Annotated in this window: 13 protein-coding genes; 4 read left to right on the top strand and 9 right to left on the bottom strand. The window is 69.8% G+C overall.

The features are described from left to right. Positions 1 to 54: 54 nt before the first annotated feature. From ABZ823_RS15980 to ABZ823_RS15940, 9 genes are all read right to left on the bottom strand, one after another. Entirely contained in the window at positions 55 to 834 is a 780-nt protein-coding gene (locus tag ABZ823_RS15980; RefSeq protein WP_361659553.1) for an exodeoxyribonuclease III, read from the bottom strand. Positions 835 to 949: 115 nt separating this feature from the next. Next, positions 950 to 1,585 carry an MBL fold metallo-hydrolase gene (locus ABZ823_RS15975; RefSeq protein ID WP_361659550.1) on the bottom strand — a complete coding sequence of 212 codons (636 nt, stop codon included), beginning with the start codon at positions 1,583 to 1,585 and terminating at the stop codon, positions 950 to 952. A 72-nt stretch (positions 1,586 to 1,657) separates the two neighbouring features. Further along, positions 1,658 to 2,956 carry a 4-carboxymuconolactone decarboxylase gene (gene pcaC / locus ABZ823_RS15970; protein ID WP_361659547.1) on the bottom strand — a complete coding sequence of 433 codons (1,299 nt, stop codon included), beginning with the start codon at positions 2,954 to 2,956 and terminating at the stop codon, positions 1,658 to 1,660. Between the two features lie 32 nt (positions 2,957 to 2,988). After that, positions 2,989 to 4,086: an IS110 family transposase gene (locus ABZ823_RS15965; protein WP_361659544.1), complete on the bottom strand. Its 1,098-nt coding sequence runs from the start codon at positions 4,084 to 4,086 to the stop codon at positions 2,989 to 2,991. Positions 4,087 to 4,561: 475 nt separating this feature from the next. Further along, positions 4,562 to 7,003 (bottom strand): SpoIIE family protein phosphatase, encoded by a 2,442-nt coding sequence (locus ABZ823_RS15960; protein ID WP_361659541.1) that lies wholly within the window; start codon positions 7,001 to 7,003, stop codon positions 4,562 to 4,564. An 86-nt stretch (positions 7,004 to 7,089) separates the two neighbouring features. Beyond that, positions 7,090 to 9,552 carry a SpoIIE family protein phosphatase gene (locus ABZ823_RS15955; protein ID WP_361659538.1) on the bottom strand — a complete coding sequence of 821 codons (2,463 nt, stop codon included), beginning with the start codon at positions 9,550 to 9,552 and terminating at the stop codon, positions 7,090 to 7,092. A 423-nt stretch (positions 9,553 to 9,975) separates the two neighbouring features. After that, a complete protein-coding gene (locus ABZ823_RS15950) occupies positions 9,976 to 11,160 on the bottom strand; it encodes a cytochrome P450 (protein ID WP_361659535.1) in 1,185 nt (394 codons plus the stop codon). A gap of 28 nt (positions 11,161 to 11,188) precedes the next feature. Continuing rightward, complete coding sequence (locus tag ABZ823_RS15945) at positions 11,189 to 12,544, bottom strand: FAD-dependent oxidoreductase (RefSeq protein ID WP_361659532.1); 1,356 nt, start codon at positions 12,542 to 12,544, stop codon at positions 11,189 to 11,191. Further along, positions 12,534 to 12,743, bottom strand: coding sequence for a ferredoxin (locus tag ABZ823_RS15940; protein ID WP_361659848.1), 210 nt, complete (start codon positions 12,741 to 12,743; stop codon positions 12,534 to 12,536). Before ABZ823_RS15940 ends, ABZ823_RS15945 begins: the two co-directional genes overlap by 11 nt. Positions 12,744 to 13,114: 371 nt before the next feature. On the opposite strand from ABZ823_RS15940, the gene ABZ823_RS15935 reads away from it, so the two are divergent. The 4 genes from ABZ823_RS15935 (at position 13,115) to ABZ823_RS15920 (ending at position 15,677) form a co-directional block, all read left to right on the top strand. Then, positions 13,115 to 13,582 carry a hypothetical protein gene (locus ABZ823_RS15935; RefSeq protein WP_361659529.1) on the top strand — a complete coding sequence of 156 codons (468 nt, stop codon included), beginning with the start codon at positions 13,115 to 13,117 and terminating at the stop codon, positions 13,580 to 13,582. Between the two features lie 343 nt (positions 13,583 to 13,925). Beyond that, entirely contained in the window at positions 13,926 to 14,345 is a 420-nt protein-coding gene (locus tag ABZ823_RS15930; protein WP_361659526.1) for an SsgA family sporulation/cell division regulator, read from the top strand. A gap of 40 nt (positions 14,346 to 14,385) precedes the next feature. Next, positions 14,386 to 14,715, top strand: coding sequence for an NIPSNAP family protein (locus tag ABZ823_RS15925; RefSeq protein WP_361659523.1), 330 nt, complete (start codon positions 14,386 to 14,388; stop codon positions 14,713 to 14,715). A gap of 572 nt (positions 14,716 to 15,287) precedes the next feature. Then, a complete protein-coding gene (locus tag ABZ823_RS15920) occupies positions 15,288 to 15,677 on the top strand; it encodes an SsgA family sporulation/cell division regulator (protein ID WP_361659520.1) in 390 nt (129 codons plus the stop codon). Positions 15,678 to 15,823 lie beyond the last annotated feature (146 nt).

The raw sequence follows: 15,823 nt of genomic DNA, 5'->3' as shown, positions 1-15,823 counted from the left end.
GGCGCGCACTACAGGGCACGCGGACTCCGGCCGCCCTGCCCCCGCGTGGGCCCGCTACAGCGCCAGGTCGACCACGACCGGCGCGTGGTCCGACGCACCCTTGCCCTTGCGCTCCTCCCGATCGACGTACGCGTCCTTGACCGCCTTCGTGAACGGCTCGTTTCCGTACACCAGGTCGATGCGCATGCCGCGGTTCTTGGGGAAGCAGAGCTGGCGGTAGTCCCAGTACGTGAAGGGGTGGTCGTACTTCAGCGGGCGCGGGACCACGTCCGTGAGACCGGTCTCGCGCAGGGAGGCCAGGGCGGCGCGCTCGGCGGGGGTGACATGGGTCGCGCCCTCGAAGGCGGCGATGTCGAAGACGTCGTCGTCCGTCGGCGCCACGTTGTAGTCGCCCAGCACCGCGAACGGGCGGCTGCCCCCTGCGTCGCCCGCCACGGCCGCCTTCAGGGCCTCGAACCACTGGAGCTTGTACGCGTAGTGCGGGTGGTCCGGTTCACGGCCGTTCGGCACGTACACCGACCAGACGCGGACCGGGCCGCAGGTCGCGGCGATGGCGCGGGGCTCCTGGAGGCCGTCGTAGCCCGGATCGCCCGGCATGCCCTTGACCACGTCGTCGAGGCCGACGCGGGAGAGCACCGCCACGCCGTTCCACCGGCCGGTGGCGTGGACCGCCGCCTCGTAGCCCAGGTCGCGCAGCTGGTCGTACGGGAACTGCTCCTCGGCGACCTTGGCCTCCTGGAGGCACAGCACGTCCGTGCCGCTGCTCTCCAGCCAGGCCAGAAGCCTCGGGAGACGGGCGGTGATCGAGTTCACGTTCCAGGTCGCGATGCGCATGCCTCACAACGTACCGCGCGGCTCCGACAACCGGGTGAGCGGTGGCGGGCCGCTCGCGGGGAGGCGATCGGCGGCGGTGGCGCGGCCGCCGCCTCGCCTCCCGGGCCCGCGGCCGTCAGACGTCCGCCGAAGCGCCCGGTGTCAGCCGCAGGTGCTCGGCACCGCCCAGCGCACCGATCTGGTTGTCGTAGATCGGACGTGCGAGGTCCGTCAGCAGGGCGTCGTGGATGTCGTACGCGCGCCGCGGCTTGACCTCGCGGACGTAGTCGATCACCTCGGAGATCTTGTTCCAGGGCGCCATCACCGGAAGCATCAGCGTCTCCACCGGGTGGTCGGGCACCGTGAGCGCGTCGCCCGGGTGGAAGACCTTGCCGCCGTCGATCAGATAGCCGACGTTCGTGATGCGCGGGATGTCCGGGTGGATCACCGCGTGCAGTTCGCCGTGCACCTGCACGTCGAAGCCCGCGGCGGTGAAGGTGTCGCCGTGGCCGACGGTGTGCACGCGGCTCGGAAACGCCGCCGAGATCTTCTCCGCCACGGAGGCGAGGGTCCAGATCTCGGCGCCCGGGTTGGCCTCCATACCGGCCCGCAGCCGGTCCTCGTTGAAGTGGTCGAGGTGCTCGTGCGTGACCAGGATGGCGTCGGCGCCGACCGCGGCGTCCTCCTCACTGAAGGTGCCGGGGTCGATGACGAGCGTCCGACCGCCCTTCTCGAGCCGGATGCAGGCGTGCGACTTCTTCGTGAGCTTCATGAGCTCCATCCTGCCCCCCGCCCTGGCGTCCGCGGCGCCCTCGGCGTGGTGCTCCCACCACCTGGCTGACGATCACTCCTGCGGGGTCGTCTCCTCCCGGATGACCTGCTGCGCCACCTTGAACGCGCTGTTCGCGGCCGGTACACCGCAGTAGACGGCCGCCTGGAGCAGCACTTCCTTGATCTCGTCCGGGGTCAGTCCGTTGCGCAGCGCCGCCCGGGTGTGGAAGGCGACTTCCTCCAGATGGCCGCCCGCTACCAGCGCGGTGAGCGTGATACAGCTGCGGATGCGCCGGTCCAGGCCCGGCCGGCCCCAGATCTCGCCCCACGCGTACCGGGTGATGAACTCCTGGAAGTCCCCGGAGAAGTCGTCCGCAGAGGCCAGTGCCCGGTCGACGTGCGCGTCACCGAGGACCTCACGGCGGACCTTGAGCCCCGCGTCGTACGGGTCGGGCCTGCCCGTGGCCTCGGGCGCCACGACGGGCGGGGCGATCTCGGCCACGGGCACCACCGGCGCGGGCGCGGAGAGCACCGGCTTGACGGGGGGCGCCGCGATCGCCGCCATCTGTCCGGTCGTCGCGTCGAACGCGGGCTGCCAGGCGGTCGAGAAGTGGTGGACTAGCAGATCGGTGACCGCCGCCGGCTGCTCGACGGGCACCAGGTGGGAGGCGCCGGGGACGACCGCGAGCCGGGCGTCCGGGATCCCGGCGACCAGGGTGCGGGCCTCGGCGGGCCCGGTGACCTGGTCCTCCGAGCCGACGAGGACCAGCGTCGGCACACCGATGCGCCCCAGTTCGGCCCGGACGTCGAAGGCGGCGAGCGCCTCGCAGGCCGCGATGTAGCAGCCGGGGTCGGTGGTGCGCACCATCTGCACGGCCCATTCGGTGATCGCGGGCTGGGCGGCCGCGAACCCCCCGGTGAACCAGCGCTCGGGGGAGGTCCGGGCGATGGGGTCGAGCCCGTTCGTCCGGACGATCACTCCGCGCTGGCGGAACTCGTCGGCCGTGCCGAAGCGGGGCGAGGCCGCGATCAGGGCGAGCGAGGAGAGGCGCTCGGGGTGACGCAGGGCCAGTTCGATCCCCACGGCGCCGCCCAGCGCACAGCCCGTGTAGCCGAAGCGCTGCACACCGAGTCCGTCGAGCGTGGCCAGCAGCCGTGCGGTGAGGTCGGCGACGGAGGCCGCCGGGTGCGCGGGGGCGCCACCGTGGCCCGGAAGGTCGTAGCGGAAGACCCGCCATTGCCGGGTGAGCTCGGGAACCTGCCGGTCCCACATGTGCCATGTGGTACCCAGTGAGGGACCCAAGATCAGGACCGGAGCGTCTTCTGGCCCGTCAAAGCGGTATTGCAGGGTGTTCGGGGGTGTCTCACTCACGCCCCAGACCCTCTCACGTCTCACGGACGCCCCTATAACAGGGGGACGCTGGATACCGTCCTGACCAGGTTGAAGACCTCTCGGGCGGCATATCGCTTGAGGCATCGGATGATCTCGCGTCGGGTCTTGCCCTCCTGGGTGCGGCGTTCGTAGTACGCCTGGGTGCGCGGGTCGTGGCGCAGGCGGGTGAACACGATGCGGTGCAAGGCCGCGTTGGCCTGCCGGTCGCCGCCGTAGTTGAGCCGGCGCGTGCTCCGACGGCCCGACGAATACTCGACGGGGCTGACTCCGCAAAGGGCAGCAAAGGATGCCTCAGTGTTCAGCCGCTCAGGGTTGTCTCCCATGGTGATCAGTAGCGTGACGGCGCTGTCCGGACCGATGCCCACCGGTTCGAGCAGCTGTGGGGAGTGACGTTCGACGAGCTGGGTCAGGCGTTGGTTCAGCTCATTGATCTGCCTGGTGAGCTGTTCGATGCGCTCCGCGAGCATTCTCAGGGTCATGTGGGTGGCCTGGGCCACCGCGTTCTCGCCGTCCTCACCGTCGCCTGGCCCGAGGCGTGCGCAGGTGCGGAACAGCTCGCGGTTGCCCAGTCTGGACAGTCGTTCCCGCAGTGCGGGATCGGCGATGACCAGGACGGCTTTGAGCTGGTTGATCGCCTGGGTGCGGGCCTTGACCGCGGAGTCCTTGGCGAGCTTGAAGATCCGGGCGCTGTGCACCGGGCCGTCGCCGGACTTGGCCCGGGCCCGGGCACGACTGCTGAGCACGGCTCGGGCGGCGGCCTGAGCGTCGAGCGGGTCCGACTTCCCGAGCAGCCGGCGGGCCGTACGGTCGGGCCGGTTCACTTCGAAGACCTGAATCTGCTGGGCCAGCAGGTAGCGGGACAGGCCCGCGCCGAAGGTGCCGGTGCCCTCCACACCGGCCCGGCGCACCGCACCCCGCTTGCGAGCCCACACGAGCAACTGTCGGTAGCCGGCCGCCGTGGCTGGAAAGGACTCCGTTCCCAGGATCTTCCCGAGCGTGGAGATCACAGCGGCGACATGCACCTCGCCGTGCGTGTCCACGCCCAGGACGACCTCGCGCCGAACGGGCGGATCCGTGCTCGAGGAGGTGCTGCGCTGTCGGGTCGTCATGATGGTTCGCCTCCCACGTGGTGACGTGCTGGCTGGGGTGGATGGCACCGGCCTGCTCGGGCGGTCTGAACCGTGATGGCGCCTGAAGATCGGCAAGGCCCCTATTGGGACACGCCCTGTGGCTCGGTACCTGCAGGCGCCATCCCGCAACGGCAGTCGACAAGCCAGTGACTGGACACTCCGGTCATAGATCTCATGAGTCAGACCCCCGTCCGGGACGGCACTGCGCAACCGTCCCATCGATCCCGGCACAACGGCGTGGCTCGATCACTGCCTGATGGCTTCGCCCGAACCGGTGCTCAACCTGGCCGGGACAGGCTGAGAATAAGTCGACTCTTCGTCCACTCATGACCGGCAGTGACGGACAGCCGTGTGGCCCCGAAAGCCCTTTCCTCCTGATGGGGTGCAACCCAGCCACACGGACTCGCTGGCAGGCTGCAGCCGGCTCACTCAAGACGCCAAGCTCGGGGCGTGATCAATGAGCGCACGATATGGGCTGTTCGGACCAGATCGTCTTGTTGTTCTGGCCATGGCGGCAGCCCCAGCGCTCGGCGAGTCGGGCGACGAGGAACAGGCCGCGTCCGCCCTCGTCGGTGATGCGGGCGCGGCGCAAGCGCGGCTGGGTGCTGCTGGAGTCGGTGACCTCGCAGATCAGGACGTCGTGGCGGATCAGTCGCAGCTCCGCCGGTGGGCGACCGTGGCGGATCGCGTTGGTGACCAGCTCGCTGACGATGAGTTCGGTGGTGAAGAGCAGGTCGTCCAGTCCCCACAGGGAGAGTTGCCGGGTCGTCCATTCCCGGGCCCGGGAGACGGCTGCCGGATCGGCCGGGATCTGCCAGTGAGTGGTGTGCTCCGCGGGCACGGCGCGGGTGCGAGCCAGTAGCAGGGTCGCGTCGTCGCGCGCTTCTTCGTCCACCAGGTCGGCGACGATCGCCTGACCGGTCTCGTCCAGAGTGCGGTTCGAGCGGTGGGAGGTGGTGAGTGCACGGGTCAGCCGTCGGAGCCCGCCATCGGTGTCGTCGTCCGCCCCTCGATCGACCAGGCCATCGGTGTAGAGGGCGAGAACGCTGCCTGGCTCGAGGCCGATCGTGGTGGTCTCGTACGGCATGCCGCTGACGGCGAGTGGTGGTCCGGGGACGATGTCGACTGTTTCGGCGGTCCCGTCGGGCCGGACCAGGACGGGTGGCGGGTGTCCGGCACTGGCCATGGCGCAGCGTCGGGTGACCGGGTCGTAGACCGTGTACAGGCAGGTGGCGCCGACGGCGTCGTGTTCGTCGGCCGGTGCTTCGGCCGCAAGGCGCTGGACCAGGTCCGCGATACGGGTGAGCACCTCGTCCGGTTCCAGTTCGAGGTCTGCGAGGGTCTGGATGGCGGCGCGCAGGCGGCCCATGGTGGCGCTTGCGCGTATGCCGTGGCCGACCACGTCTCCGGCGACGAGGGCCAGCCGGAGGGAGGGCAGGGCGATGGCGTCGTACCAGTCGCCGCTGGTGCCCCCTCCCCCGCTTGCGGGCCGGTAGATGCCGGCGGTCTCGGCTGCCGGTGTGTCGGTCGTGGCCGGGGGAAGCAGGCTCTGCTGCAGGGCGATGGCCGCCCGGTGCTCGCGCGTGTAGCGGCGGGCGTTGTCGATGGCGAGTGCTCCCCGTGAGGCGATCTGCCGCATCAGATCCGTCTCGTCCTCGGTGAAGGGTTCGGACAGGCCGGTGCGCCAGACCACGATCGCGCCGAGGGTGAGGCCGCGGGCGTACAGGGGGGCCGCCATCACCGCATGGGCGTCGTGCGGGATGAGGTGTTCGGCCAGGTGCGGGCCGCCGATCAGGTCGGCGAGGTCGTCCCGACCGTAGACGACTGTCTCGCCGTGCTGGAAGCTGCGCAGGAGGGGGTGGTCGGACAGCGGGGGGACGGGGTTGCCGCGCTCGATACCGGCCGGCCACGCCGCGGTGGCAGGCGCCAGGGCCGCGTTGCGCAGATGCAGATCTCCGCCGCCCAGCCGCTCGGCGGGCTCGTCACCGTCGAAGACGGACTGCGCGAGGTCGACTGCGGCGAGTTCACCGAAAGCGGGTACGAGTACGTCTGCAAGATCCTGCGCGGTGCGCACGACGTCCAGGGAGCCCCCCACCCGCTCGGCGACCTCGCGGGCGAGATCCAGCTGTCGGCGGGCGCGCAGCTCAGTGTCGTCGATGTACAGGGCTGCGACCCCGGTGGGACGTCCGCGCGCGTCCTCCAGGCGGAAGGCGGACAGTGACAGCGCGTGCCGCCGCGCCGGACGGTGCCGCAGGCTCACTTGCCGGCTCCTGTGGACCACCGGAACCCCCGTCTCGAGTACCTGGCGCAGTACCGCCTCGAGGTTCGAGGCGTCCTCGGCGCACAGCACGTCGCACAGCCGGGTGCCGGGCTGTACCGGACGGCCGTCGAGGGTGTCCGGCCTTGCGTTCGTCTGCACGGTGGTGAGGTCCGTGTCGTGCAGAGCGATGGTGATCCGGTGCTGTGCGGACAGGGCCCGCAGGAGCGCCGCGCCGTGCTGATGGTCGGCGACGTGATGGGTGGCCGCCGCCAGCACGAGGCACTCCGCCGAGGTGCCCAGCCTTGTAGTTCGGAAAGTGACGTCGACAGTGTGGCCGCACCGGTGCCACAGCCGTACCTGGCCGAACGCCGGCACGTGCGTGGCCCCGCTCAGGTCGTCCGGGAGGTCGGCCACCAGTTCCCGCACGGGGCGGCCGTGGACATCGTCGGCGGGAAACCCCGTCAGATCCTCTGCTGTCCCGGTCCACCCCACCACCACGCCTCGATCGTCGAGCACCGCGGCTGCCAGACCGTCCAAGGCGGACACCCTGCCGCCGGGACGGGCACCGGAGGCGCTCATCGCTGCTGGGGAGGCGCCGGCCGAGGCGGCGTTTTCACCGTTCACTGCGTGGTCCATGTCTCTGGCTTCCTGGTGAGAGCCTGCTGCTACGGGATACCGGCATGCGCGGACGTTCGCCGTCGGCCGCCCGGCTCGCCGACGGGTCACCGGGCACCGGCCGTGGAGGGCAGGTCCTGCTCGGCCCAGACGACCTTGCCGTCCGTTGCGGAGCGGGAGCCCCACCGGCGCGAGAGCTGCGCGACCAGTTGGAGGCCGCGGCCGTGCTCGTCGAGCGTGTGGGGATGGCGGGGGCGTGGCTGGCCGGTGTTGCTGTCGGAGACTTCGCATGTCAGCACCCGGTGCTGGATGAGCCGTAGGCGGCTCGGGCCGTCGCCGTGGCGGATGGCATTGGTGACCAGCTCGCTGACGATCGACTCCACGGGCGTCACGAGTGGCTCCAGACCCCATTCCCTGAGCTGACGGGAGGCCAGGCGCCGGGCTGTCGTGACGGTGACCGGTTCGTTCGGCAGGTCCCAGGAGGCGACCTGAGCGGGCTCGATCGCGCGGGTCCGGGCAAGGAGCAAGGTGACATCGTCGGCCGGTGTGTCACTGCGCAAGGTCTCCATCACTCGCGAGCACATGTCCTCCAGGGACGCGCCCGGCTGTGCCAGGGCGGCGTCCAGGCGGTCCAGGCCGACGTCGATGTCCTCGTCCCGGGACTCCACCAGCCCGTCGGAGTAGAGAGCGATCACACTTCCCTCGGGCAGTTCCAGTTCAGCGGACTGGAAGGGAACCAGGCCGAGACCAAGGCCGAGCGGGGCTCCGGCGGGCAGGTCGGGGACGGTGACCTGGCCCTGTTCGCCGACGATCAGGGGCGGCGGATGTCCAGCCCGCGCCATCGTGCACCGCCGGGTGACCGGGTCGTAGACGGCGTACAGACAGGTGGCGCCCACCACCGCGGGGGCCTGGCCGGAGTCATCGGAGTCCTCGTCGTTCAACCGTCGGACCGTGTCGTCGAGGTGTGCCAGCAGGTCGTCGGGAGGCAGGTCCAGGTCGGCCAAGGTGCGCACGGCGGTGCGCAGCCTGCCCATGGTCGCCGCGGCGTTGATGCCGTGGCCGACCACGTCGCCGACGACGAGGGCCACCCGGGCGCCGGACAGCTCGATCACGTCGAACCAGTCACCCCCCACGCCGTGGTCCATGTCGGCCGGCACATAGCGCGATGCGACCTCGACGGCCGCACCGCCCTGCACCCGATGGGGCAGCAGGTCGCGTTGCAGCGTGAGGGCGGCGGTGCGTTCACGGGCGTACTGGAGCGCGTTGTCCAGGCAGAGCGCCGCGCGGGTGACCAGCTCCTCGGCGAGGAGCAGGTCGTCCTCCTGGAAGGGCGTCTGCTCCACGGAACGGCCGAACAGCGCCAGTCCCAGCACGCAGCGCCGCGCACGGATGGGTACCACCATCAAGGAGTGGACGCCGCTGTCACGCACCTTCTGAGCTCGCACCGGATCGTGGTCGACCCAGGGACCTGAACAGGTGTCCAGCACCGGCTCCAGGTAGGACCGGCCCGTGCGCACGGCGGCGGCGAACGGCGAGTCCGGGTGGGTGTGGACCACCTCTTCACGCACCCATGGCAGCTCCAGGACACCCAGGTCGACGGAGGCCACACCGGCACGGCGCATCGACTGCGGACGGCCACTCGCTGTGCCGATCCGAGCCGACGGCTCGACGCCGAACGGAACAGACTCCACCAGATCGACGATGGCGTGGTCGGCCAGCAGCGGTACGGCCAGCTCGGCCAGTTCCTGACCGGTCCGCATCACGTCGAGGGTGCTCCCGATGTGCGTGCTGGCCTCACTGAGGATGGCGAGGCGCTCACGCGCACGCCTGTTCCCGGTCACGTCCACGGTCATGGAACACACGCCCAGGGGCGCGCCGTCCGCGCCCTGGAGGCAGAAGAACGAGGCCGAGAACGCATGCTCACGGCGCCGATCCGCGGGCGGCCACGCCCGGTACTCGTGCACCGTCGTGGTCCCGCTCTGCAGCACCTGCCGCATCACGACCTCGAGGGCTTCGGCCTCGATGGCGGGCAGCGAGTCCTTCAGGCCGCGCCCGAAGCGTCGGTGACGAGGCACGCCGTCGTGACGCTCCATGGCGTCGTTCACCCAGACACAGCGCAGCCGCGTGTCATAGACGACGATGCCGATCGGTGCTCGGGCAAGGAGTGATTCCCGCACCGGCCCTTCGGTCGCCCCCGAGGACAGGGACCCTATCTCGGTCACGGACACCAGCCACCGGTTGCCCGCATCCTGCCCCCACAACAACGAGATGTGCAGCGTCACCGTGAGCGTGCGGCCGCCGCGGTGGCGGATCGCTGCCGTCCCCGACCAGCCACCCCACGCACGGCACTGTTCGACGAACGCCGAGGCCCTGTGGGCCTCCTCGGGGGGCGGCAGCACGTGTACGGCGGACCGGCCCACCACCTCCCCGGCCGCATACCCCACAAGCTGCTGCGCTGCCTGCGTCCACCCCACCACCGTGCCCTCGGCGTCGACGACCGCTATCGCGGCGTCGGGTATCTCACGGGGCCACGCCGGCTCGGCGAGGGCGGTCTGGTCGGTGTACGTCATCGCGGTTCATCCCATCGGTGCGGAGGTGAAGAGAGCGTCGGCACGAGGCGCGGCGGCTCTGTGTGCAGCGGTGGTGAACGGCGTTGTCCGGTTGAGCGGCACACGGGGGGCATGTGTCTGTATGCGACATTCTGCCCACTTATGATGAAATGGTCAGATGTAATGCTTTCATCGTCAAGCCCATCGTCGACATTGATTGAACGATCAGGAATGTGGGACGAACGTCTGCAAGCCCGGATGATCGGGCTCAGCTCCTCGCCGCCGCGCCTTCTACTCAGCGCCTGGCTGCAGCGCAGGCAAGTCTGGGACGGCACGGACGGGAAGCTCCCGCACATGCTCGGCATCTCCGCGGGCGAAGCCCGCGGCAGCGTACGGCGCCCCCTTCCCGCCGTGGCCTGGCGAGGACGCCATGCCCTCTCGGCTTCACAGGTGGATGGGCAGGTGGCGGGGTCCGCGGAGCATCGCGTTCTGCCGGTACGGGGGCGGGTCTTCGACCAGGCGGGCGCTGCCGAGATGGGGAAGCAGGGCGCCGAGCGCGGCGTACGCCTCGACGCGGGCCAGGGGTCCGCCATAGCAGGCGTGGATGCCGCTGCCGAAGCCGAGGTGCTGGTTGTCCGGGCGGGCGGGGTCGAATCGGTCGGGATCGCGGAACCGCATCGGGTCGCGGTTGCCCGAGGCCAGCACCAGAATGACGGACGCGCCTGCGGGGACGAGGGTGCCGGCGATGTCGATGTCGGCGTGCGGGATGCGCTCGCGCATGTGGACTGGGGGCTCGTAGCGCAGCAGCTCCTCCACCGCTCGCGGGAGCAACTCCGGTTCCCGGCGCAGCCGGTCCAGTTGCTCGGGTTGGCGCAGGAGGGTGAGGGCGCCGTTGGTGATGAGGTTGACCGTGGTCTCGTGTCCGGCGATGAGGAGCAGTACGGCGGTTTCCGCGAGTTCCTCGTCGGTGAGGCGCAGGGACGGGTCCGGCTCGTTGGCGAAGGCGGAGAGCATGTCGTCGCCCGGCTTGCCGCGGCGCTGTTCCGCCAGGTTCAACAGGTAGCCGCCCATCTCCATCCGTGCCTGGTCGCCGGCCTTGTCCGGCTCGGCGGTGTCCTCGCCGGGCCTGACGTCGGCGGCTGCGACGATCGCGTCGGACCAGGCCCGGAAGAGGGGTTCGTCCTCGTGCGGCACGCCGAGCAGGCGGCAGATCACGGTGACGGGCAGCGGGTAGGCGAAGTCGTCGACGATGTCGATCTGCCGGCCTGCCTCGAACGGCTCCAGCAGGTCTCTGGTGATCCGGTCGATCTCGCCGCGCATGCCGTCGACCCGGCCAGGGCTGTGCGGGGGCCCGAAGGGCCGCATGGCGAGGGTGCGCAGCCTGTGGTGTTCGGGGTCGTCGAGCCGCAGGAACGGCGGCTTGTGGGTTGCCTCGCCGCGGGTGCGGGGGTCGGCACTCATCCGGGGGTCGTGCAACAGAGCGGCGATCCGGTGGTAGGTGCCGATCAGGTAGCTGCCGTCGGCCTGCGGCACCACGGGACCGGCCTCGCGGAGTTCCGCGTACAGCGGGTAGGGGTTGGGACGGCTGGCGTAGTCGGTGATCCGTGCCAGCAGGGTCGCGGAGTCCATGGCGGCTCCTCGTGGGGCGGGATGGGGGCTACACCACCGTCAGTCGACGGTCGGGAAGGTGACCGGTGAGTGCGACGGTCGGGCCGTGGGACAGCACGGAGGGGTCCGGTACGTCGGAGGGGATCGTGATGTCGGCCGCGATCGCGCGGTCCTGCGCGCCGGGCGGGGGCGGGAAGGGAGCGGCGGTCTCGATCAGGTGCCGGTAGTAGTCGAGCGCCTTGGCCATGTCGACGGTGACCGCTGCGGTGACCCGGCCCTGGTAGCCGTAGACCATGGCCAGACGGCGTGCCTCCAAAGAGCCCTGGGCGATGACGATGTGGTCGGAGTAGGTGGGCACGCCGACCGACTTGATGTTGAGGCCGAACTGGGTCGACCAGAAGACCGGGATGGCCAGGTGGGGGCGCTGCAGCGGTCCGGGGTTGACCATGTTGTGGGCCGCGACCTCGGCCTGCTCGACCGCGTTGCCCCAGTGCTCCAGCGACAGCATCTGGTAGCCGAACAGCGGGTGGGGGAAGCGGGAGACGTCACCGGCCACGAAGACGTCGTCGGTGACGATCCCGTACATGTTGAAGGCCCGGCAGCCGGCGTCGCAGGCGATGCCGCGCGGGCCCGCCGCCAGCCCGGACTCCGCCAGCCACTCCACGTTGCGGATCGCGCCCAGGGCCACGACGCACACGTCCGCCTCGACGCGGCTGCCGTCGGACAGCTCCGCGCCGGTGAAGGCGCCGTTGGCGTTCAGGGCGGTGACCGTGACCCCGGTGCGCAGGTCCACGCCGTGGTTGCGCTGCATGACGGCGGCGAGCTTGGACAGGGTGCCGCCGAGCGCACCTACCAGGGGGGCGGGGCCGCGTTCGGCGACGGTCACCTCAAGACCCAGTTCCCGGCAGGCCGAGGCGATCTCCGAGCCGGTGAAGCCGCCGCCGATCACCAGCACCCGCTCCGGCCTCGCGGCCAGCCGCTCGGCCAGTCCCGCGCCGTCCTCGCGCGTGCGCAGGGTGAACACCCCGTCCAGGGCGCCTTCCTCCGGGTTGGGCCAGGGCCGCGCGCGGGTCCCGGTGGCGATCAGCAGCCGGTCGTACGGCAGGGACTCACCGTCTTCGAGCAACACCCGTTTCGCCAGCAGGTCCACACCGGTGGCGCGCACGCCGAGGCGCCACTCGGCGTCCGGGTCCCGCCGCATCGGCAGCTCGAGGGTGTCCGCCGTCGCCCGTCCCAGCAGCACCTGCTTGGACAGCGGCGGCCGGTCGTAGGGCGCATGGGACTCGTCCCCCACCACCGTCAGTGAACCTGTGAATCCTTCCTCGCGCAGCGCCTCGGCTGCTCTCAGCCCGGCCAGCGACGCGCCGACGATGACGATGCGGCCGTCTTTCAGGTCACCGGGCACCGGTTCTCACCTCTTCCCCCAGGAGGATCGCCTGCACTGGGCAGGCAGCCGCGGCCTGGCGCACACGCTCCACCTGGTCTTCGGGCACGGCCGTGGCGTACAGCAGCCCCTCCTCGCCGTGCAGCTCGAACACCTCCGGCGCGAGGAACACGCACTGCGCATAGCCCTGGCAGCGTGTGAGGTCGACAACGGTCCGCATCTCCACCACTTCTTCCTCCGTTGTCACACCCCCCTCCTCTCCAGCATGGGGCCAGATCTGAGTGCCTGCATGCCTTGTGATCGAGAGCTGGTATTCGGGCCGGCAGGGTGAGGGGGAGGAGATGAACTCTCGGCAGGGACAACCCAGTTGCTGAGAAGCGTTCAGGTGCGTCTCCTTCGACCAGGTGGTCCGGGTGACCCGAGTCACTGTCACCGCCTCCCCATTTCCATACGTCGTATGGTTATCCTGGCAGGGCGATTCCATACACCGTATGGAACTGCTTGACGGACAACGCCACACAACGCCAGGCGCCTCACATCGCCTGCAAAAGCAGCCGTTGGTGCAGATCGCACCGACCGGAAGGAAAGATCATGAAGAAGCTCACGAAGCGGATTGCTGTCGCCGTTTCCTCCGTGGCGGTCGCGGGTGTCGCCGTTGTCGGTGCCGGGGGCACCGCTTCGGCCGCGACTCCCGCCTCTGTGCACGTCCAGCGGTCGGCCGAGGTCAACCTCACCGACTACCGCTGGGACCACGGCGTGGGTTACCTGATCGAGCAGGGCTACTGCTGGGACGGAAAGCGTGGCTGGCACCACGACGACCATGTCGCCGGCTCCCTCTGGCACAGCCGCGACGGTCGCTGCTACCGCTGGGACGATGAGCGGCGCGAGTGGAAGTCCGACAGGTCCTACCGGCTCGACTGGAACCGCTACGAGAGCGACGGCCGGGGCTGGGACCACCATGACTGGAACCGCGGTGACCGGGACTACTTCGGCTGGGACCACGGTGGCTGGGACTACTACGGATGGGACCACTACGACCGGAACCACGGTGACCGGTAGGACGGGTCCTGCCTGTGCCCCTGAGCGGAGGCTGTACCCCTCGCCTTGATGCCTGTCGGCGGCAGGGATGCGACCGCTGGTCACGGATCAGTGGTCCCCTGCCCGCCGCCCGGGCGGGTGATCGAGCGAGGGCCTGCTCCCTACTCCACCTCTGAACCTGCCTGCGGCACCACCTCGTGCCACAGGCGCGCGTCGCCCAACTGCCGCGACGCCACGACCCGCGCGGTCCGCCGATGCTGTCCGGCACCCGGGCCCTGCTGAACACCTCCTGATTCGATGCGTGCTTGGCGCCACGAGCGCCGGGCCACAGCCGAGGCAAGGGGGTGCCTTGGAGTGAATGCCCATGGAGTCTTCGAGGACCGTGGTTCGGGCGGTGACCGCGCAGCTCGTCGTCTCGCGCACCTACTCACAGCCCTTGTGCATGCGGCTGCGGTACGAGCCTGCAGATCCCTACGTCGTCCGTGCCGCCTTTTTCGTCCACGGCGACGAGCCGGTCGAATGGGTCCTGGGGCGGGATCTTCTGGCTGACGGTCTGGAGGGTTCCGCAGGTTACGCGGACGTCCGGATCTGGTCGGCCGCAGGGCGGGGTGACGAGTCGATCTACATCGCCCTCGGTTCTTCCGGAGGCACCGCCTTGCTCGAGGTCCCCGTGCAGGACATCTCGTCCTTCCTTCAGGACACCCAGGCTCTGGTGCCACGGGGTACCGAGTCCGGACTCATCGACTGGGATGCCGAACTGGCACACCTCCTCCCCCGAGGCTGACCGCCGACCATCCATGCTCAGAAGTAAAGGAACCAGTGTCATGCCCCAGTACCAGCTTCGCGTCTACACCCTGCACAGCTCCGACGCGCTCACCGCCTACGAGAAGATCTGGGCCCAGCACATTCCCAGTATGGCCAAGCACCGGATCACCACCCACGGCGTCTGGACAGCGCCCGCGGCACCCGGAAGCGACACCCCCCGGCTGTACGCCCTCGTGTCCTACCGGGACGCCGACGACGTGCGGGAACGACTGGAGGCGTACCTGTCGAGTCCTGAATTCCGCGCGGACATGGAGGGTTTCGACATCGGCGCGATCGTCGGCCTCGAGGAGATCCTGCTGACGCCCACCGTGGACTCTCCCTTGCGCTGACGGTCGGCCTGCGACGAGTGACGCCGCCGGAAGGGCCGGTATCCGGCGGCCCTGCAATGGTGGCTCTGGTGTCGTCGATGGCGACCCACCAGTGGTGGCCCTTGCTGGCATCGATTCCGAGCAGGGCACCTGTGTGGTCATGTGCGTCTCCTCGGACTCGGACAGCGTGCCGTTCCGGTCCAAGGACGGCTCTGTCCTGCGTGACCGGGCCCCGGCAACCGCGGCCGGCGTCGAGGTAGGGACCGTGAAGAGTCGGTTCACTACCACCACGACCGGTGCAGCGTCGATCGCTGAGGCCAAGGGCGCCCTCTGTCCGGCAACCACCGTTGGCCACATCTCCGAGATCGCCCCGGCCGGCAGTGGTGACCTCGGCTGCTCCCGTCGCCCGGGCACCCTGGCGACGGCACGAAGAACTGCTCCTGCGGGTGTCCTCGTGCCGATCGCCACCGGTCCTCGCAGTAACCCCGTCTGTGCAGCCCCTTTGAATCCGACGACAGCACTTCCCGGATGACTCGAAGCACCAGGAGTAAGACCCAATGAAGTCATTGAGAACTGTGATCCAGGGGCTGCCTGTGAAGCTTGTCGGCGTGCATGCGACGTCCTTGCCCGTGATCATGAATCTGCGGTACGAGCGGAGTGATCCCTATGTGGTCCATGCCGCTTTCACCACCGATGTCGACAGCGACGAGCCGGTGGAATGGATCATCGGGCGCGATGTGCTGATCGAGGGCCTGGAGGGCCCCGCCAGCGAGGGGGACGTTCGCATATGGCCCGCCGGCGAGGAGGGCTGCCGCGACTTGTACATCCTTCTCAACCCGCCGGCCGGTACGGCCCTGCTCAAGGCCCCAGCGCAGGAATTCAAGGCGTTCCTGCAGGAAACGGAGGCAGTGGTGCCCCGGGGGGCCGAGCTCGGCCACAGCGACTTCGACCGCTTGCTGGCGCACTTCCTCGCCGAAGGGTGAGTCCTGGCATGGTGCGACCTGAGGCAGGCACACGGACGTCTGCGCCTCGGTGTTCACCGCCATGGTGAGTGGATGTCCGCAGTCGTGGCGTCGAGGGCGGCCAGGCCGAAGCCGGCCTCGGTCAGGATGTTCGCCGCGACTCCGCG

The sequence above is a fragment of the Streptomyces sp. NPDC047079 genome, assembly GCF_040643755.1.
In the GTDB taxonomy this organism is placed as follows: Bacteria; Actinomycetota; Actinomycetes; order Streptomycetales; family Streptomycetaceae; genus Streptomyces.
Note: the sequence above shows the minus strand (reverse complement) of the source record. Positions and strands in the feature narration are given on the sequence as shown.